Origin of the sequence: Mobilicoccus massiliensis, assembly GCF_000826525.2 — a bacterium.
Lineage (GTDB): Bacteria > Actinomycetota > Actinomycetes > Actinomycetales > Dermatophilaceae > Mobilicoccus > Mobilicoccus massiliensis.
In genome coordinates, this window is record NZ_LN651328.1 from 82484 (window position 1) to 101798 (window position 19315).

The following is a 19315-nucleotide window of genomic DNA, read 5'->3' on the forward strand; positions in this document are numbered from 1 at the left end:
AGACAGGCCCTTTCACCCGCGCCGGCCACCCGGGCAGGCGCCTTCTCCGGGTGAGAGCGCCTGTCTCGGGGTCTTTCGCTGGCTCTCGATGCCTCTCGGTGTCAGATCGCCGGCGTGAAGAAGTACGTCGTCTGCTCGATGATCCGGCCACCGGAGTCGAACGTGAAGAACGCGGCGAACCCGACGGTCGTGCGACCACCGTCCTTGAGTTCGCCCTCGTAGGTGCCGTGAGCGGCCACCGTCGTGTCCTCGACGACCATGGCGCGCAGCACGTGGCGGCCGGGCGCGAGCATCCGGTCGGCGGTGTAGTACCTGCGCAGACCCTCCAGGCCGGTGATCGGGTCGTATCCCGGGCGGCGATAGAGCACGTCGCCACTGAAGTCACGGAGGATCTCGTCGACATCACCGCGGTCGAGGGCGTCGTAGTACCCCTGGACCGTCTGCCTCAACCGGGTCTCAAGCGGGACGTTGCTCATGCGGGTCTCCCGTCATCGGATCGGACACGTCGAACTCGTCCGGCCATTCTGGCCGACCGGAGCCGCTCGCGCACCGCCCCGCTCGGACAGGCGTTTTCAACCGCGCAGAGCCGGGTGAAAACGCCTGTCCGAGCGACGGCGGGTCACTCCCACTCGATCGTGCCCGGCGGCTTGGAGGTCACGTCGAGGACGACGCGGTTGACGTCGGGCACCTCGTTGGTGATGCGGGTGCTGATCTTGGACAGCACGTCGTAGGGCAGACGGGACCAGTCGGCGGTCATCGCGTCCTCGCTGCTCACGGGCCGCAGCACGATGGGGTGGCCGTACGTGCGACCGTCGCCCTGCACTCCGACCGAGCGGACGTCGGCGAGCAGCACGACGGGGCACTGCCAGATGTCGCGGTCGAGCCCGGCCTCGGTGAGCTCGGCGCGGGCGATGGCGTCGGCCGCGCGCAGCGTGTCGAGACGCTCCTTGGTCACCTCACCGATGATGCGGATGCCCAGGCCGGGGCCGGGGAACGGCTGACGCCACACGATGGCCTCGGGCACGCCGAGTTCGAGGCCGACCTGACGCACCTCGTCCTTGAACAGGTCGCGCAGCGGCTCGACGAGCGTGAACTGCAGGTCGTCGGGCAGACCGCCGACGTTGTGGTGGCTCTTGATGTTGGCCGTGCCGCTGCCGCCGCCGGACTCGACGACGTCGGGGTAGAGCGTGCCCTGGACGAGGAACTTCACCGGGTGCTGCTCGGCGTCCTGAGGGCTGTTCGAGCCGACGGTGCCCTCGACGATGTCGCGCGCGGCCTGCTCGAAGCTGCGGATGAACTCTCGGCCGATGATCTTGCGCTTCTCCTCCGGGTCGCTCACCCCGGCGAGCGCGTCGAGGAACTGCTTCTCGGCGTCGACGACGACGAGGTCGACGCCGGTGGCCTCGACGAAGTCGTTCTCGACCTGCTCGGCCTCCCCGGTGCGCAGCAGCCCGTGATCGACGAACACGCACGTCAACTGGTCTCCGACGGCCTTCTGCACGAGGGCCGCGGCCACGGAGGAGTCGACCCCGCCCGACAGGCCGCAGATGACTCGCGCGTCGCCGACCTGCTCACGGATTCGCGTGACCTGGCTCTCGACGATGCTCGACGCCGTCCAGTCGCCCTCGAGCCCGGCGCCCTGGCGCAGGAAGTTGACGAGGACGCGCTGACCGAACGTCGAGTGCATGACCTCGGGGTGCCACTGCACGCCGTAGAGCCGACGCTCGTCGTCCTCGAACGCGGCGACCGGCGCTCCGGAGGTCTTGGCGGTGACCCGCATGCCCTCGGGCGCCTCGGTGACCGAGTCGCCGTGGCTCATCCACACCGACTGCGAGCTCGGCTGGCCGTGGAACAGCGTCGAGTCGACGTCGAGCAGCTGTGCCTGCGTCGACCCGTACTCCCCGAGCCCCGTGCGGGCGACGGTGCCGCCGAGGGCCTGGACCATCGCCTGGAATCCGTAGCACATGCCGAAGACGGGGACCCCGGCGTCGAGCAGCGCGGGGTCGAGACCGGGAGCATCGTCGGCGTACACCGACGACGGGCCGCCGGAGAGGACGATCGCGCTCGGCCGGCGGGCCAGCAGATCGGCGGTGGGCGTGGTGTGCGGGACGACCTCGCTGTACACGTTCGCCTCACGGACGCGGCGAGCGATGAGCTGCGCGTACTGCGCGCCGTAGTCGACGACGAGGACGGGGTCGGTGTGCAGGTCCTCAGGCCGGGTTGCGGTCACGGAGGTCTCCTCGAATCGGCGCCGGCGGCGCGAGGGACGGCAAGAGGTCCCACTCTATCGGGGCGGCGCCGACGCACTTCGCCGGCAGTGACGCACAGGCGGCGTGGGAGCGAGGTCGCGGCAGGCGCTTCGGCGTGCTCGCACCGAAACCGTGACGGTAGGGTGCATTCACGTAATGATTGACACGTCATCGAAAGGGATTCAGGTGAAGATCGCCATCCTCATCGGCAGCACCCGCCCCGGCCGCGTCGGAGAATCCGTGGGCCGGTGGGTCCACGAGATCGCCTCCACCCGCGACGACGCCACCTACGACCTCGTCGACGTCGCAGAGTACGACCTGCCACTGCTCAACGAGCCGGTGGTGCCCGGTGCGGCGAACCGCGAGTACGAGAACGAGACCACGCGGCGCTGGAGCCAGGTGATCGACGGCTACGACGGTTACGTGTTCGTCACCGCCGAGTACAACCACGGCATCCCCGCGGCGTTCAAGAACGCGTTCGACGTGCTCTACCCCGAATGGGGCCGGAAGGCGGTCGGGTTCGTCGCCTACGGCGCCGACAAACGGAGTCCGGTCGGTGGAGGCGTGGCGGGGCGTCGTGGCCAACGCCTACCTGTACGCCACGCGTGCGCAGGTCGGCCTCAGCACGTTCACCGAGTTCACCGACGGCGAGGTCACCCCCGGGGAGCGCAAGAACGCCGGCGTCCACACCCTGCTCGACGAGCTCGTGCCCCTCGCCCGCGCCGTCAAGACGCTGCGCGACTGACGCACCGCGGCGCGCCCTCGACGGGCGCCGCTCGAGTTCGTTCCGCGCCCGCCACCCCCACCCGGGCGGGACGGGCGCGTGTCACGCCGTGCGCTCCCGGCAGCCCGGGAGCGCACGGCGTGTTCATCCGACCTCAGCCGACGTGCACGCGGGCGTTGCGGAACATGCGCAGCCAGGGGCTCTCCTGCTCGATCGGGCCCGTGGTCCACGACATCTGGACGTTGCGCTGGACCCGCTCGGGGTGGGGCATCATCGCGGTGAACCGGCCATCGGTGGTGGTGACCGCGGTCAGCCCGCCCGGAGATCCGTTGGGGTTGAGCGGGTACGTCGTCGCCGGCGCCCCGTGGCCGTCGACGAACCGCAGGGCTTTGGCAACGCTCGCCTCGTCACCGCGCGCGCCGAAGTCGGCGTAGCCCTCACCGTGCGCGACCGCGATCGGCACGCGTGAGCCCGCCATGCCCGTGAAGAAGATCGAGGGCGAGTCGAGCACCTCGACCATCGAGAGCCGGGCCTCGTACTGCTCGGAGACGTTGCGGGTGAACCGCGGCCAGGCCTGCGCACCGGGGATGAGATCGGCGAGGGCGGCGAACATCTGGCAGCCGTTGCAGATGCCGAGCCCGAACGTGTCGGGTCGCGCGAAGAACGTCGAGAACGCGTGCTCGAGCCGGGCGTTGTAGAGCACCGACCGGGCCCAGCCCTCGCCGGCGCCGAGCGTGTCGCCGTAGGAGAACCCGCCACACGCGACGAGCCCGACGGCGTCGGCGAGGTCGAACCGGCCGTTCTGCAGGTCGGTCATGTGGACGTCGTAGGCGTCGAAACCGGCTCGGTCGAACGCGAAGGCCGTCTCGACGTGCGAGTTGACGCCCTGCTCGCGCAGCACCGCGACCTTGGGTCGCGCTCCCCGTGAGAGGTAGGGGGCGGCGATGTCGTCGGTCGGGTCGAACGTCGTCGACACCTGCAGCCCCGGGTCGTCACCACCGACCGCATCGTGCTCCTGCTGCGCGCACTCGGGGTTGTCGCGCAACGCCGCGATGCGCCAGGAGACCTCGTCCCACGCCTGTGCGAGGTCGCGCGTGGATTCGTCGAGCAGCGGATGCCCGTCGACGCGCACCGTGAGACGGCGCTCGGTCGTGACCCTGCCGACGTGGCGCACGAGCTCTGCCAGGCCGTGCTCGGCGAGGATGGCGCGTGCCCGGTCGACGTCGCTCACGGCGAGGACGACGCCGAGCTCCTCGGCGAACAGCGCGGCGAGCGAACCGGTCTCGGCCTCGATGCCGACCCCGCCGGCGAACGCCATCTCGGCCAGAGCGGCCCACAGGCCGCCGTCCGACCGGTCGTGGTAGGCGGTGACGACACCGGCCTCGCGCAGCGCGGGCATCGCCGCGGCGAGCGCGACGAGTCGCTGCGGGTCGTCGAGATCGGGCACGGTGCCGCCGAACTCGCCTCGCACCTGGGCGAGCATCGACCCGCCGAGCCGGTCGCGGCCCGCGCCGAGGTCGACGAGCAGCAGCTCCTCACCGGCCGAGACGACCGGCGTGAGCGTGCCGCGCACGTCGGGCAGCGACGCGAACGCCGAGACGACGAGCGAGACGGGCGAGGTGACCTGGCGCGCCTCGCCCGACTCGTCGGTCCAGCGGGTGCGCATCGACAGGGAGTCCTTGCCCACCGGGACCGAGATGCCGAGCGCGGGGCACAGCTCCATCGCGACGGCGTGCACCGTGTCGTAGAGCGCCGCGTCCTCACCGGGCTCGCCGCAGGCGGCCATCCAGTTGCACGAGAGCTTCACGACGCGCAGCTCGACCGGCGCCGCGAGCAGGTTGGTGAGGGCCTCGCCGACGGCCATGCGCCCGGAGGCCGGAGCGTCGACCGACGCGAGCGGTGTGCGTTCTCCGCTGCTCATCGCCTGCCCGGCGAGCGAGACGTGATCGGTCAGCGTGACCGCGACGTCGGCCACCGGCACCTGGTGGGGCCCGACCATCTGGTCGCGGTGGGTGAGCCCGCCGACCGTGCGGTCGGCGATCGTGATGAGGAAACGCTTGCTCGCCACGCTCGGGTGTCGCAGGACGGCGTAGGCCGCGTCCCGGACCTGCTCGTCGGACATCGCGAGGTCGAGCTCGGGCGTCGAGCGCTCGATGCGGGTGACGTCGCGGGTCATGCGCGGGGGCTTGCCGAGCAGGACCTCCAGAGGCATGTCGATGGACAGGTCACTCGTGGCGTCCATCGACTCGTCGGCGCCCGGGGCGAGGACGAGCCGCCCGTCGGCGCGGGCCACCCCGACGACCGCGAACGGACAGCGTTCCCGTTGCGCCAGAGCGGCGAACCGCGGCAGCGACTCCGGCGCGATCGCGAGCACGTAGCGCTCCTGCGACTCGTTGCACCAGATCTCCTTGGGCGCGAGCCCGGATTCCTCGAGCGGCACCGCGGAGAGGTCGAACCGCGCGCCCATACCGGCGTCGTCGACGAGTTCGGGGAACGCGTTGGACAGCCCGCCCGCGCCGACGTCGTGGATGGCGAGGATGGGGTTGTCGGCCCCGAGCTGCCGGCAGTGGTTGATGACCTCCTGCGCGCGGCGCTCGATCTCGGGGTTGCCGCGTTGGACGGAGTCGAAGTCGAGATCGGCCGCGTTGACGCCCGCCGCCATCGACGACGCCGCTCCCCCACCCATGCCGATGCGCATGCCGGGCCCGCCGAGCTGGACGAGGAGCGTGCCGCTGCCGAAGGCGATCTTCTCGGTCTGATCGGCGTCGATCGAGCCGAGACCGCCCGCGCTCATGATCGGCTTGTGGTAGCCGCGGTGGACCCCGTCGACGATCTGTTCGTAGACGCGGAAGAAGCCGCCGAGCCCCGGGCGCCCGAACTCGTTGTTGAACGCGGCCGCCCCGATGGGCCCGTCGATCATGATGTCGAGCGGGCTCGCGAGGTGGCCGGGCGAGCCCTGGTCACGGGCCTCCCACGGCTCGTTCGTCCCCGGCAGGTCGAGGTTGGAGACGATGAACCCGGTGAGCCCGGCCTTGGGGGCCGACCCGCGACCGGTCGCGCCCTCGTCACGGATCTCACCGCCCGCGCCCGTCGCGGCGCCGGGGAACGGCGAGATCGCCGTGGGGTGGTTGTGGGTCTCCACCTTCATGAGGACGTGGACCTCGCCCTCACGCCCGGCGTACCGGGCCGGCGCCTCGCCGGTGCCGTCGGGCGCGAACCTCGTCGCCTTGCCGCCCGCCATGATCGACGCGTTGTCCTTGTACGCGACGATCGTGCCGTTCTCGAGGCCCCCCGCGACGGCCTCGGTGTGACGGATCATGCCGAACAGCGAACGGTTCTGCGGTTCTCCGTCGATGACGAAGTCGGCGTTGAAGATCTTGTGCCGGCAGTGCTCGGAGTTGGCCTGGGCGAACATCATGAGCTCGACGTCGGTCGGGTTGCGTCGCAGGCCCGTGAACGCCGCGACCAGGTACTCGATCTCGTCGGCGCTGAGCGCGAGCCCGAAGGCCCGATCGGCCTCGACGAGCGCCTGCGCGCCACTCCCCAGCACGTCGACGTGGGCCATCGGCTCGGGATGACGCTCCGCGAAGAGCTGCGCCGCCTGCTCGCGGGCGTCGAACACCGTCTCGGTCATGCGGTCGTGCAGCACCGCCGCGAGCGCCTGCCGCTGCTCGGGAGTCGCGCGCGGCGACCCCGGCGCCATCGAGATCGCGTACTCCGTCACCCGTTCGACACGATGGATGTCGATGCCGCAGTTGTGAACGATGTCGGTGGCCTTGGAGGCCCAGGGAGAGATCGTGCCCAGCCGGGGGGCGACGACGAGGCGCTCGAGGTTCTCGACGCCCCCGCTCTCATCGTCTGCCGAAGCGAGCGTCGGCCCGGTGTACGGCTCGCCGTAGGTGAGGATCGCCTCGACCACCTCCGCCGCAGGCGCCTCGAGCGGCGCCTCGCTCGACACCCAGTGCACGTACCGCGCGCCGACCCCGGTGACCTGCGGATTCACCGCCTCCAACCGCGCGAGCAGGGCGCGGGCGCGAAAGTCGGACAGTGCGGATCCGCCGTCGAGGGTGGCGAGGGCGAACTCGTGCGTGGCAGCCATGGGCAGGGCCTTTCGAGGCGTTCGTGGTGGAACACCGCAAGGCTACCGGCGGGCACCGACAGCCCCCGGGGGCCGTCCGTAAGCCGTACTCGATCGAGGCGACCGGTGTCGTCGGCCTGGCCGGTGCGGGGCCTACCGCTCGGGAGCCGCCTCGAGCTGCGCCTCGACCCCTCTGGCGACGCGGTGCTCGACGTAGAACGACAGGAACGGCACGCACCCGGCGAGCATGACCCCGATCATCTTCGGCAGGCTCCACCGAGCCGGGAACCCGAGGTTGGCGACAGCGGCGAGATAGACCATGTAGATGAAGCCGTGCGGGCCGGGCCACCACGACAGCGGATTCTCGTCCTTGCTCATCTTCATGCCGTAGGCGAACCACATCTCGACGACGAGCACGAGCAGACCGATGCCCACGACGAACGCCATGATCTTGAAGAACGGCAACGCCTTCCGCGTCTTGGTGGCGTCGAAGCCGCGGGGGACGGTGGTGGTCGTCATCGGGGATGATCCTCCTGAGAACGGGTCACGCCAGTCTAGGACGCCCGACCCGCCGCACGGACCCCCGCCCCACCCCGCCGAGACAGCCGTCGTTTCCGCCCACGACTCACGCGCCGGTCCGGTGCTCGGCGTCGGAAGACTCGGACGCTTCGGGCGTCTCGGGGGGCTCGAGCGCCTCGGACGACTCGGGCGCGTCGAGGGCCGTGGCGAGAGTCAGCTCGTGGTCGTCGCGAACCATGCGCCACCAGATGTAGACGACGAATCCGGCGAAGATCCACCACTGCAGCGCGTAGGCGGCATTGCGCCAGTTGATGCCGCCGAGGTCGACCTGCGGAGGCGGGACGTGGGTGAGCTGCGCGTCGCGCGCCGGGGGATCCTCTGCGCTCGCGAGGACGAACCCGTTGTAGACGTCGCCCGACCACTCGTTGACCAGGCTCGCGACGTCGACGCTCTGGACCTGGCCCTCGGGCAGGAGTCGTGGCTCCTCCGGCGGGCCCTCCTGAGGTTCGAGCACTCCGCGCACCGTGACGGTTCCGGGCGGCGGCGCCGGGATGGGGTCCCCCTGCCCGACGAAGCCGCGGACGACGGCCAGCCGCGCACCCGTGGTGTCGGTGACGAGAGGGGTCAACACCCAGACGCCGAGGCGATCACCGAGCCGCCGGTCGACGACGAGCACCTGGTGCGCCGGGTCGTAGGTCCCGGTGGCGCGCACCGCTCGCCCGACCTGGGTGCCGTCGAGGGAGGTCTGCGGCGCGAGGATGTCGTCGACGGCCACCTCGGGAGCCTGTTGGACCTTCTGCACCGCCTCGATCTGGCCCTTGCGCTGGGCGACGTTGAGCTGCCACAGGCCGAGCCAGCCGAAGAGCACGACGACGACCGCGACCAGCCCCAACAGGGCGAGCCACTTGGGTCGTAGCGCCGTGCGGATCACCCGTCCAGGCTATGCCACGACCCCGACAGCCCGACCCGCCCCCAGGGGCCCGACGCCTCAGGCCGGCGTGTACGGCGAGACGACGACCTCGACGCGCTGGAACTCCTTGAGCTCGGAGTATCCGGTCGTCGCCATCGCGCGGCGCAGGGCCCCGACGAAGTTCGTCATGCCGTCGGCCGACTTGCCAGGCCCGTGCAGGATCTCCTCCAGCGGCGCGAGGGCGCCGACGTGGACTCGCTCACCGCGCGGGAGTTGCAGGTGGTGCGCCTCGGAGCCCCAGTGGTACCCGCGGCCGGGCGCCTCGACGGCCCGGGCGAGCGCGGCGCCGATCATCACCGCGTCGGAGCCGCAGGCGATGGCCTTGACGACGTCACCGGAGCGGCCCATGCCGCCGTCGGCGATGACGTGGACGTACCGGCCGCCGGACTCGTCGAGGTAGTCGCGACGGGCCGCCGCGACGTCGGCGATGGCCGTGGCCATCGGGGTCTGGATGCCGAGGGTCTGGCGCGTCGTGTGCGCCGCGCCGCCACCGAAGCCGACGAGCACACCGGCCGCACCCGTGCGCATGAGGTGCAGGGCAGCGGTGTAGGTGCCCGCGCCGCCGACGATGACCGGCACGTCGAGCTCGTAGATGAACCGCTTGAGGTTGAGCGGCTCGGCGTGGCTGCTCACGTGCTCCGCCGACACCGTCGTGCCACGGATGACGAACAGGTCGACCCCGGCGTCGACCACGGTCTTCCAGTGCTCCTGGGTGCGCTGCGGCGACAGGGCACCGGCAACCGTCACTCCCGACTCGCGCATGTGCTGCAGACGGGCGGTGATGAGCTCGGGCTTGATGGGCTCGGCGTACAGCTCCTGCATACGCGCCGTGACCGCACCCGGGTCGAGCGAGGCGATCTCGGCGAGCAGCGGCGACGGGTCGTCGTACCGCGTCCACAGCCCTTCGAGGTCGAGCACACCGAGGCCACCGAGCTTGCCGAAGGCGATCGCCGTGTCGGGCGACATCACCGAATCCATCGGCGCCGCCATGAACGGCAGCTCGAACTGGTAGGCGTCGATCTGCCAACTGATGGAGACCTCCTCCGGGTCGCGCGTGCGCCTGCTGGGCACGATCGCGATGTCGTCGAAGGAGTACGCGCGGCGGCCGCGCTTGCCTCGGCCGATCTCGATCTCAGTCACGCGGGCCAGGCTACCCGTCCCGTGCCCCGCGCCCACTCGACCGGGCCGGGAGCGGTGAGCGGACGACCTCAGGACGCGACGCCCGCCCGCCACCACCCTCGTGAGCGCAGGAGCCCGACGCCGAGCAGCACACCCCAGACGACGAAGAGCGGATCCCAGAGGAACGCGTGGCCGACGAGCGCCGCCTGCTCGCCGCTCGTGACCAGCGCGGTGCCCGTCGCGAGGGAGTACCAGGAGCCGAGCATGCCCATCCCGCCCCAGGCGACGAGCACGGCGACCCCGAGCCACGAGACGACCCGCACCCACCGGTGGGCGGGGGGACGCAGGTGGTCGACGAGCGGCACCAATGCGCCGGCGATCTTCATCACCGTGATCCCGGCGAGCATCGCCCGGATCGCGAGCCCGCCCTCCTCCTGCATCCGCACGGCGAACGCTCCGACGGTGTCGAGCAGCCACGTGCCACCCAGCGTCCAGTAGAGACTCGCCGCCGCATGGGCGAGCCCGGCGACCGCGGCTCCGACGAAGAACGGGATTCCGGGTCGGGTCATGGCCTCGACGGTAGGCACGGCGCGTGTCCCGGACGTGACGCGGCGGCGACGAGACGGCGTCGGAACACCGCGGTGTGTGGGCAAGAGGGGGCGGACGAGCCGAGCAGGACTCACGTCCAATCCGACGATCCCGTCCGCGCGCCTCTGTCGGAGCTCGGGGTTACCGTGGGCCTGCCCTGCTCGCCCGAGGTCGTCCGCGCTGGACGATCCACGGGCGTTCCTTCAGCGCAGAGAGGACCCGGCCATGCCTGCCGATCCCGTCGAGTTGGTGGCGCCGATCACCGGTGTGATGGTGCCCATCGAGGAGGTGCCAGACCCGGTCTTCGCCAAGAAGATGGTGGGCGACGGTTTCTCCGTCTATCCCCTCGTCGGGGTCCTCGTGGCGCCGGTCGACGGGGAGGTGGCCCACGTCCACGACTCGCGCCACGCCGTCACGGTCCGCTCGACCGAGGGGCTCGAGGTGCTCATGCACATCGGCCTCGACACCGTGCGGATGAACGGCGAGGGCTTCGAGGTCCAGGCCGAGGTGGGCACGAAGGTCCACGTCGGCGACGAACTCGTGCGATTCGACCTGCCGTTGGTCGCGCAGCGCGCCGAGAGCGTCCTCACCCAGGTCGTCATCGCCAACGGCGATCGCGTGGCCTCGATCGACCCCGTCATCGGCATGGTGAACGCCGGTCGAGACGTCGCCGCACGGGTGACGCTCGCGGGCGAGGCTCCGGCCGGGGCCGCCTCGGGCGCAACCGGCACCCCGCAGCCGACCGCGTCGCAGACCGGCGGTGACGCGCCGATGCTCACCTCGGACGAACTGACGATCCTCAATCCCACCGGCCTGCACGCCCGCCCGGCGGCGACTCTCGTCAACCTCGCCAAGGGGTTCGCCGCCGACGTGCAGTTGCGGCATGAGGGCGAGTCGGCCAACGCCAAGAGCATCATGGCGGTCATGGCCATGGGTCTGCGCAACGGCGCGACGGTGCAGCTCGCCGCCGCCGGTCCGGATGCGCGGGAGGCGATCGACGCGCTCTCGGCCGGCATCCGCGAGGGCCTGGGCGAGGAGGGCGCCGGCGCACCCGCCGCATCCACCGGGACCGGGGCGGCTGCGGCTGCCGATGTCCGTCCGACGGACGACGGTGCAGCTCGCCGCCGCCGGTCCGGATGCGCGGGAGGCGATCGACGCGCTCTCGGCCGGCATCCGCGAGGGCCTGGGCGAGGAGGTCGCCGGCGCACCCGCCGCATCCACCGGGACCGGTGCGGCTGCGGCTGCCGATGTCCGTCCGACGGACGCCGCGTCGAGCGGGGGCGGAGCCACCGCGGTGGGAGCCGCCCCGACCGCACCCGAGGAGTCGGGGGACCCGAACCTGCTGCTGGGCGTCTCCGCCTCCCCCGGCCTCGGCGTCGGCACCGTCGTGCAGATCCGCCCGCACGTCGTCGACGTCGTCGAGCACGCGCAGGACCCGGCCCTCGAACGGCGCCGGCTCGACGATGCCGTCGACCGCGCGACGGCGCGCATCACGGCCTTGCGCGACTCCCTCGACGGGCAGCCCGACAAGGCGGCGATCTTCGACGCGCACGCCGAGATCCTCGCCGACCCCGAGTTGCTCGACCAGGCCCGCAATGGCCTTCAGCAGGGCAAGAGCGCGGAGTTCGCCTGGCGCGCCGCCTACTCGTCCTACGCCGACACGCTCGCCGGTCTCGACAACGAGGTCCTCGCCGGCCGCGCCACCGACGTGCGCGACGTCGGTCAGCGGGTGCTCGAGGAGCTCACCGGTCAGCACCGCGAGCAGCGTGACCTGCCCGCCGACTCGATCCTCGTCGCCGAGGAGCTCACCCCGTCCGACACCGCGCAGCTCGACCCGTCCAAGGTCGCAGGGTTCGCCACCACCACCGGCGGCGCCTCCAGCCACGTGGCGATCATCGCCCGCAGCCTCGACATCCCCGCCGTGGCCGGCATCGACGCACGCGCCCTCGACATCCCCGACGGCACGCGCGTCATCCTCGACGGCGCCAAGGGCTCGCTGCAGCAGGGGGTGAGTGACGACGAGGTCCATGCCCTGCGGCAGCGACAGGAGCGCATCGCCGCACGCCGCGAGGCCGACCTGGCGGCCGCGTTCGAGGAGGCGCGCACGACCGACGGTCACCGTGTCGAGGTCGTCGCCAACGTCGGCAACGCCGCCGACGCCGCGCAGGCGCAGAAGTACGGCGCCGAGGGAGTCGGGCTGCTGCGCAGCGAGTTCGCGTTCCTCGAGCGGTCCTCCGCCCCGAGTGAGGACGAGCAGGCGGACCTGTACTCCGACGTCGCCCGCGCCCTCGCACCCGGTCAGCGACTCGTCATCCGCACTCTCGACGTCGGGGGTGACAAGCCGCTGTCGTACCTGCCGATCGCGCCGGAGGAGAACCCCTTCCTCGGCGTGCGGGGCGTCCGCGTGGGCCTCGAACGCCCCGACGTACTGCGTACCCAGTGCCGCGCGATCCTGCGGGCGGCCGACGCCGGCGCCGAGCTCAACGTCATGTTCCCGATGATCGCCACGGTCGACGACTTCCGCCGGGCCAAGGCGATCTTCGACGAGGAGTCCCAGTCGCTCGGCGTCGCCGGTGTGCCGCTCGGCATCATGGTCGAGGTCCCCTCGGTCGCGGTCATGGCCAAGCAGTTCGCGCGCGAGGCCGACTTCTTCAGCGTCGGCACGAACGACCTCACGAGTTACACGCTTGCCATGGACCGCGGCCACCCGCGCCTCGCCCCGCAGGTCGACCCGTGCAACCCCGCGGTGCTCGCCCTCATCGGCCGGGCGGCCCAGGCCGCGCACGACGAGGGCAAGTGGCTCGGGGTGTGCGGCGGCATCGCCTCCGACGTGCAGGCCGTGCCCATGCTGCTCGGGCTCGGGGTCGACGAACTGTCGTGCACCGTCCCTGCGATCCCCGCCGTCAAGGCCGCCGTCCGCGCGTGGTCGCTCGGTGACTGCCGCGACCTCGCCGCCCGCGCCCTGCAGGCCGACACGGCCCGCGAGGTGCGCGACCTCAACCCCATCGACGAGGCCTGAGCCTCCTGCTCCGAAGGAACACACCATGGCAGACAGCCCAGCGAGTGCCATCGTCGACGCAGTCGGTGGACCCTCGAACATCACGAGCCTCACGCACTGCGCGACCCGGCTTCGGTTCCAGCTCGCCGACGGCTCGGTCGTCGACACGGCCGAGGTCGAGGCCATCCCCGGCGTCATGGGCGGTGTGCCCCAGTCGGGCAACCGCTACCAGGTCGTCATCGGCGGCGCGGTCGAGCAGGTCTACAACGACATCAAGAAGCTGCCGGCGATGACGGAGTCCGGCGGCGCGGCGGGCGGCCCCAGGTCCGACGACGACGTCAAGGCCGAGATGCGCGCCAAGGGGCCGCGCGGCAACCGGGAATGGCTCGACAACTTCTTCGAGTTCCTCTCCGACAGCTTCCGTCCGATCATCGGCGCCCTGCTCGGCGCCTCGTTGTTCATCACGTTCATGGCGTTGATGTCGACGCTCGGCGTCATCGGCAACTGGGCCGACCCGCGTGTCTCGCTCGAGGGCGGCTGGGCCGCCGTCAACCTCATGTGGCAGGGCGTGTTCACGTTCCTGCCGCTGATGATCGCCTACAACGCGAGCAAGAAGCTCGGCGCCGACCCGTGGGTGGGCTTCGCGATCATGGCCGTGCTGCTGCTGCCCGGTTTCACCGCCCTCGGTGATCAGGCCCACACCACCACGGTGTTCGGCTCCGAGGTCAAGATCCTCGACGTCTGGGGACTCCCCCTGACGGTCTTCGGCTACGGCTCGTCGGTGTTCCCGCCACTGCTCATGGCCGCTGTTCTCGGCCCGCTCTACTCGGCGCTGAAGAAGATCATCCCGAGCAACGTGCAGCTCATCTTCGTGCCGTTCCTCGCGATGCTCATCATGATCCCGCTGACGGCGTTCCTCATCGGTCCGATCGGCGTCTACGTCGGTGCATGGCTGGGTCAGGTGCTCAAGTCGATCAACGACATCAGCCCGTTCATCTTCGCCATCGTCATTCCGCTCGCGTACCCGTTCATGGTGCCGCTCGGTCTGCACTGGCCCATCAACGCGATCATGCTGCTCAACATCCAGACCCTCGGCTACGACTTCATCCAGGGCCCCATGGGTGCGTGGAACTTCGCGTGCTTCGGCGCCACCGCCGGCGTGCTCATGCGCTCGATGCGGCACAAGGACGTCCAGATGCGGCAGACGGCCACCGGTGCCCTCGCCGCCGGCCTGCTGGGCGGCATCTCCGAGCCGAGCCTCTACGGCATCCACCTGCGGTACAAGCGGATCTACCCGCGGATGCTCGTCGGCTGTCTCATCGGTGGCATCATCATCGGCCTGGGCGGTGGGTTGCACACGCAGGCGTTCGTGTTCACGTCGCTGCTGACCATCCCGGCCTTCGACAACATCCCGCTCTACGCGGGCGCGGTCGCCGCCGCGTTCTTCACGGCGATGGCGCTGGTGTACTTCAGCGACTACATGACGCCGGAGCAGCGCGCCGAGGCCGAGGCCGTCCAGCGAGCCGGGCTGGTCGACCCCGCCATCCCGCCGGCCGCGGGTGAGACCCCGGCCGCCGACGGCGCCGTGGCCCCGGGCGCGGTCGGCGCCGGCGCGGTCGGTGCAGGAACCGGAGCCCGCCGGCCGGCGGTGCCGGAGCTCGCCGAGGGTTCGGAGCTCATCGAGATCGGTGCCCCCGTCGACGGTGACGTCGTGCCGCTGACCCAGGTGCCCGATCCGGCGCTGGCCGAGGGCATCGTCGGTCCGGGTGTCGCGGTGGTCCCCACGGGCGACACCGTCGTCGCACCCGCCGCCGGCACCGTGCTCCTCACCTCGCAGGACGGCACCGCCGTCGGTCTCGCCCTCGCCAACGGCGTCGAACTGCTGCTGCGCGAGGTCGTCGACGGCGAGGAGAACGAGGCGGCGCACCCGCGCGTGCAGGCGGGCGACACCGTGGAGACGGGCACCCCGCTGCTCACCCTCTCGCCCGCAGAGGGTCGCCGGTTCGTCGCGATGGTCGTCACCAACCGGCGCGACTTCGCCTCGGTCGACGCCTCGGTGGCCGGGGCGGCCACGAGCGGTACGCCGATCCTCGCCGTCGCCACCCGCCCGGTGGCCGATCGGACGGGTGCCACCGTCTGACCTCGCCCCCCTCGCAGCGACGCGGCTCCAACCCGGATCGGTTGGAGCCGCGTCGTTTTCGCGTGGGGACGCATTCTCGTGAGGCGTCCCCACTGCACCCGCGCGGGATCTCAGGAACGCCCGTTGTATCCGAGCGGAGAAGTCGAACCCTTGTCTTGAACGGACGTCCGACTATTCTCGAAACACGCCATCGGGGTGGGGGAACACCGGCATGGCGTGCGGACCGGGGAACGGTCCGCGGTTCGGGGAGGGGAATCATCATGCGTTCGATGCGTCACATCAGTCTTGCCGCCGTGGCCGCACTCGCCGGGGGACTCGTCGTCCTCCCGGCGGGCTCCGCGTCGGCGACGAATCCGGGCAGCAAGAAGGGCAACCAGACGACCGGCTGCGAGGTGCGCTGGGCGGCCGCGTCCATTCAGGACCCCGACGAGGGGGACATGCCCGCGGATCTGCGCCATTACAACGAGAAGAGCGGGAACTACGAGTACTCCAACTCGGGCTTCGCGCAAGAGGTCAACAACGTCGTCCACCGCGACCCGGGGTTCTTCGAGATCCAGCACTACCTCGTCGGCAGCGGCGACGCGGCCACCGTCAACTGGCGCCTGCCGATCGGCACGGACAAGACGATCCTCGGCGCGAAGCTCACTCTGCAGCTTCCGGCGGGGTACGAGTACACGGTCACCGGTGCCGGGGATCTCGCTGCCTTCGCCGCGCGTCACTCGGGTGAGAAGGGCTACACGTTCAAGCCCGTCGACAACGTCGTCATCAAGGGCGACACGGCGACGATCGACCTCGGCACGTTGCCCGCCAAGGGGGGCGCGATGCTGCAGATCTCGCAGCGAGTGGGGGCCGACCGGGCCTCCGACACCTTCGAGGCCTCGGCCGTGCTCACCGGCTCGTACATCGAGGGCGCCGGCTGCGACGCGGCCGAGCCTCCGGCACGTACGGACGCCCCTCCGCTGCAGCCGTGCCAGATCGCCCTCACCGGGCGCAGCATCCGCGGCATCACCGCACCCGACGTCGAGGCCCGGATCAAGGACGACGAGCTGCCCGGCGAGGTCAACGCCGACTCGTGGGCGGGACACACGAACGCCGACTCCTGGACCACCGAGAACGGCCGCACCGAGTGGCGCCTCTACGCGGCCTCCGACATCGACCTCACCGACGTCACCTACACGGTCAAGGCGGTGCAGGGCCTGACGTTCGGCGAGAACGTGACGTTCGCATCCCCCGGCGGCGGGGCGCTCGGCAAGGTCAACGAGCACGGCAAGTCCTACCCCGGCGCGGTCTCAGGGGAGGGGAAAGTCGTCCGCAGCGCCGACGGCAAGACGCTCACCGTCACCGTGAAGCACATGCCCGCCAAGTCGTCGTTCAGCCTCAACGTCGCGGGCATCCCGGACGGGTCGGGCAAGAAGGCGGTCATCGACGAGGTGCTCGTCGGCACGGCGACCCGGTGCACCGAGGGCGCTCCGGCGGCGAAGGTCGACACCGACACCCGTGAGGGCAGCCCGGACTGCGCGACGAAGACCGTGCCGATCACGACGGTGACGACGATCACCCGGTACGTCTTCGACCCGAGAACGGGCCGTTTCGTCGCGGCCGAGCCCCAGCGCATCACCACGACGAGCAGCCGCTCGCTTTCGTCCGCCGAGGCCAAGGCCTGTGCGCCCGTGGTCACTCCCCCGGCCCCGGAGAACCCGAAGCCCGGCCACCCCAAGCCCGAGCAGCCCAAGCCGGAGCACCCCAAGCCCGAACAGCCGAAGCCGGGGACGCCGACGCCCGAGCGTCCGACGCCGCCCGACCTCACCCGGCCGGACATGACGAAGCCGGGCACCCCACCGAAGCGCCCCAGGATGGTGACGCGGACGTTCCAGGTGGACCGCTACATGCCCCGCACCGCCGCCCAGGCCCGCCTCGTCGCGCGCCTCGCCCGCGACGGCCGGCTGCGCTACCGCGAGGACAGGCCGATGTGGGGAGCCGCGCGCTGGCAGTTCGTCACGGTCACCGTTCCGGCGAACGCCACCCGCGCGCAGGTGATGAAGGCGATCAACGCCAAGACCTCGACGAGGATCGGGGATGTGCGCACCACGTCGCGACTGGCGACCATGCGCCCGGGTCGCGCGGTGGTCGTGGCCTGGGAACTCGGCAAGGGCGCGACGACCAAGGCCGCCTGGGGTCCGAAGAAGAACGTGAACCAGACCTTCTTCGCCCGCTCCTGACGAGCCGACAAGGGCCGCCGACCTGGGACACCCCGGTCGGCGGCCCTTCGCCGTCGTGAGAGGCGTGGTTGCGGCCGGCCCGCTACAGGAGATCGTCGAGCGTGAGCGTCAGGCTCGCGTCGTCGAGCACCAGCGTCACGGAATCGGCATCCGTCCTGGGGTCGGCGTAGCGGCCGTCGACGATCTCGTCGAACAGCGCGAGTCGTCCGGTGAGGCCGTCGACGATGAGGTACCTCGGAATCCCGGCCGCGGCATACTCGGCGCGCTTGGCGACCCAGTCACGTTCGACCGATGTCCTGGACACGACCTCGGCGACGAGGAGCGCCCTCGACGCCGCCATGACGGCTGCGGACTCGGTGAGCTCCCCCTCGAAGACGACAAGATCGGGGATGCGGACGGTCGGTCTCTCGCCGTCGACGGTCACATCGACGGGAACGCCGGGAAGTGTGCTCAACCTGCGATTCGAGGCATCCTCGATCAGGCGGCCAAGCCTTCCTGCGGCGCCGAGGTGCGCCAATGGTTCGAAGGGACTCACGACGGGTACGCCCTCGACCAGCTCGACGGGGCGTTCGGCGTCGAGCCGCGTCCACTGTTCGAACGTCATGAAGCGCGGCAGGACGAGCTCATCGACGGGGTCGTGCGTCACGGTCATCGGGCCTCCTCCTCTCACAGTCTGGCGCAGGGACGGCGAACCCGGAAGGGCGGCCACGAGAACGCTAGAACCCGGGAGGACCCACACCGGCCGCTCGTCCACAGGGCTCGACGGGCTCGAACGCCACCTCGAGATCTACGAGCCGCGTCGGCGTCTGCCTCGAGCGACCGATCCGCGGTGTCCTCCACCGGGCACGGCGCAGCGAGGCCGCCAGCCAGGCGATCGAGCGCCCCACCGCATCGGCGTGGTGGATCTCGCGCAACAAAGACCGGTGACCGCACCCCTCTCTACATACCCGCCCGCTATCCCCCCTGGTCATGGCGTTGTCCCGGCGAGACTCTCGGGGTCTGACCGGTCTTTGTTGCGCGAGGTTCGCGGCCACCGGGTTCATCTCGGCCGGCAATGCGACCGGCAGTCCCTGGGTGGGTGACGTGGTGCCGCGTCCCCACGCCCCGCACCGACACCCGCATCCCGTGTCCCGCATCCCGCATCCCGCATCCCGCATCCCGCATCCGAGATGGCAGATGGGATGGCGACGAGCCTGGGGGTGATCACCCCCGAATCGCCGCCATCCCGTCTTCCACGACGCCTGCCATCACGGGCCGGTCGGTCCGAGACGGTGTCCGAGGCTGCCGCGTCATCTCGGGCGTGCTCGCTGCACCCCGATCCGTACACCGTTGCTCACCGGCCGCCCGCCCACCGTGATGACTTATCCATGCACGGCTTGCGTGCTCAGGGCACGGCTTACATCCGGTGGGCACCCCTCGAGTTAGGCGTGCACGCCGTCTTCGACGTGCACAGTGCACCTGTGACGTGCACAGATCACCGCTGCCCGGCGTCGAGACTCCCCGAAGCGCCTTGCGAGCCCCCTGCCTGCTCCCCGTACTCCGTGCACGGCTTACGTCAGGTGGGCACCCCTCGAGTCCGGCGTGCACGCTGTCTCCGACGTGCCCCCTGCACGCAACGCGTGCACAGTCGTGGCCACCGGTCGCCGCCGGCGAGCGCCCCCACACACGACGCGACGACGACGTGGGCCGGGCGGATCCTTGCGATCCACCC

Annotated in this window: 12 protein-coding genes and 2 pseudogenes; 6 read left to right on the forward strand and 8 right to left on the reverse strand. The window is 71.0% G+C overall.

What is annotated here, in order from left to right; translation table 11 throughout:
• Positions 1-101: 101 nt before the first annotated feature.
• Positions 102-476, reverse strand: coding sequence for a nuclear transport factor 2 family protein (locus tag BN1197_RS06420; RefSeq protein WP_040157439.1), 375 nt, complete (start codon positions 474-476; stop codon positions 102-104).
• Between the two features lie 143 nt (positions 477-619).
• Positions 620-2230: a glutamine-hydrolyzing GMP synthase gene (gene guaA, locus BN1197_RS06425; RefSeq protein WP_040157441.1), complete on the reverse strand. Its 1611-nt coding sequence runs from the start codon at positions 2228-2230 to the stop codon at positions 620-622.
• 175 nt (positions 2231-2405) lie between these two features.
• Here guaA and BN1197_RS17695 point away from each other — a divergent pair.
• Positions 2406-2735: pseudogene (locus BN1197_RS17695) on the forward strand (NADPH-dependent FMN reductase); the annotation flags it as partial.
• A gap of 70 nt (positions 2736-2805) precedes the next feature.
• Positions 2806-2994, forward strand: a complete 189-nt coding sequence (locus BN1197_RS17700) for a hypothetical protein (RefSeq protein WP_245851856.1) — start codon at positions 2806-2808, stop codon at positions 2992-2994.
• 133 nt (positions 2995-3127) lie between these two features.
• On the opposite strand, the gene purL is transcribed toward BN1197_RS17700, so the two are convergent.
• The 5 genes from purL to BN1197_RS06455 form a co-directional block, all read right to left on the reverse strand.
• Positions 3128-7072, reverse strand: a complete 3945-nt coding sequence (purL, locus tag BN1197_RS06435) for a phosphoribosylformylglycinamidine synthase (protein ID WP_040157443.1) — start codon at positions 7070-7072, stop codon at positions 3128-3130.
• A 132-nt stretch (positions 7073-7204) separates the two neighbouring features.
• The gene (locus BN1197_RS06440; RefSeq protein ID WP_040157445.1) at positions 7205-7570 is read right to left on the reverse strand and encodes a DUF3817 domain-containing protein; all 366 of its coding nucleotides are present in this window, start codon (positions 7568-7570) and stop codon (positions 7205-7207) included.
• Positions 7571-7676: 106 nt separating this feature from the next.
• A complete protein-coding gene (locus BN1197_RS06445; RefSeq protein WP_052466122.1) occupies positions 7677-8501 on the reverse strand; it encodes an SURF1 family protein in 825 nt (274 codons plus the stop codon).
• Positions 8502-8558: 57 nt separating this feature from the next.
• Positions 8559-9680 (reverse strand): GuaB3 family IMP dehydrogenase-related protein, encoded by a 1122-nt coding sequence (locus tag BN1197_RS06450; protein ID WP_040157447.1) that lies wholly within the window; start codon positions 9678-9680, stop codon positions 8559-8561.
• Between the two features lie 68 nt (positions 9681-9748).
• The gene (locus BN1197_RS06455; RefSeq protein ID WP_040157448.1) at positions 9749-10228 is read right to left on the reverse strand and encodes a DUF3995 domain-containing protein; all 480 of its coding nucleotides are present in this window, start codon (positions 10226-10228) and stop codon (positions 9749-9751) included.
• A 244-nt stretch (positions 10229-10472) separates the two neighbouring features.
• On the opposite strand from BN1197_RS06455, the pseudogene BN1197_RS18100 reads away from it, so the two are divergent.
• From BN1197_RS18100 to BN1197_RS06480, 4 genes and pseudogenes are all read left to right on the forward strand, one after another.
• Positions 10473-11252 (forward strand): annotated as a pseudogene (locus BN1197_RS18100) (glucose PTS transporter subunit IIA); the annotation flags it as partial.
• 85 nt (positions 11253-11337) lie between these two features.
• Positions 11338-13266 carry a phosphoenolpyruvate--protein phosphotransferase gene (ptsP, locus tag BN1197_RS06470; protein ID WP_245851843.1) on the forward strand — a complete coding sequence of 643 codons (1929 nt, stop codon included), beginning with the start codon at positions 11338-11340 and terminating at the stop codon, positions 13264-13266.
• A 25-nt stretch (positions 13267-13291) separates the two neighbouring features.
• On the forward strand, positions 13292-15385 hold the full coding sequence (locus BN1197_RS06475; protein ID WP_040157454.1) for a PTS transporter subunit EIIC: 2094 nt from the start codon (positions 13292-13294) through the stop codon (positions 15383-15385).
• A gap of 269 nt (positions 15386-15654) precedes the next feature.
• Positions 15655-17604, forward strand: a complete 1950-nt coding sequence (locus BN1197_RS06480) for a hypothetical protein (RefSeq protein WP_141397237.1) — start codon at positions 15655-15657, stop codon at positions 17602-17604.
• Between the two features lie 82 nt (positions 17605-17686).
• Here the strand turns inward: BN1197_RS06480 and BN1197_RS06485 are convergent, their stop codons facing one another.
• The gene (locus BN1197_RS06485) at positions 17687-18256 is read right to left on the reverse strand and encodes a Uma2 family endonuclease (RefSeq protein WP_052466124.1); all 570 of its coding nucleotides are present in this window, start codon (positions 18254-18256) and stop codon (positions 17687-17689) included.
• Positions 18257-19315: the final 1059 nt, after the last annotated feature.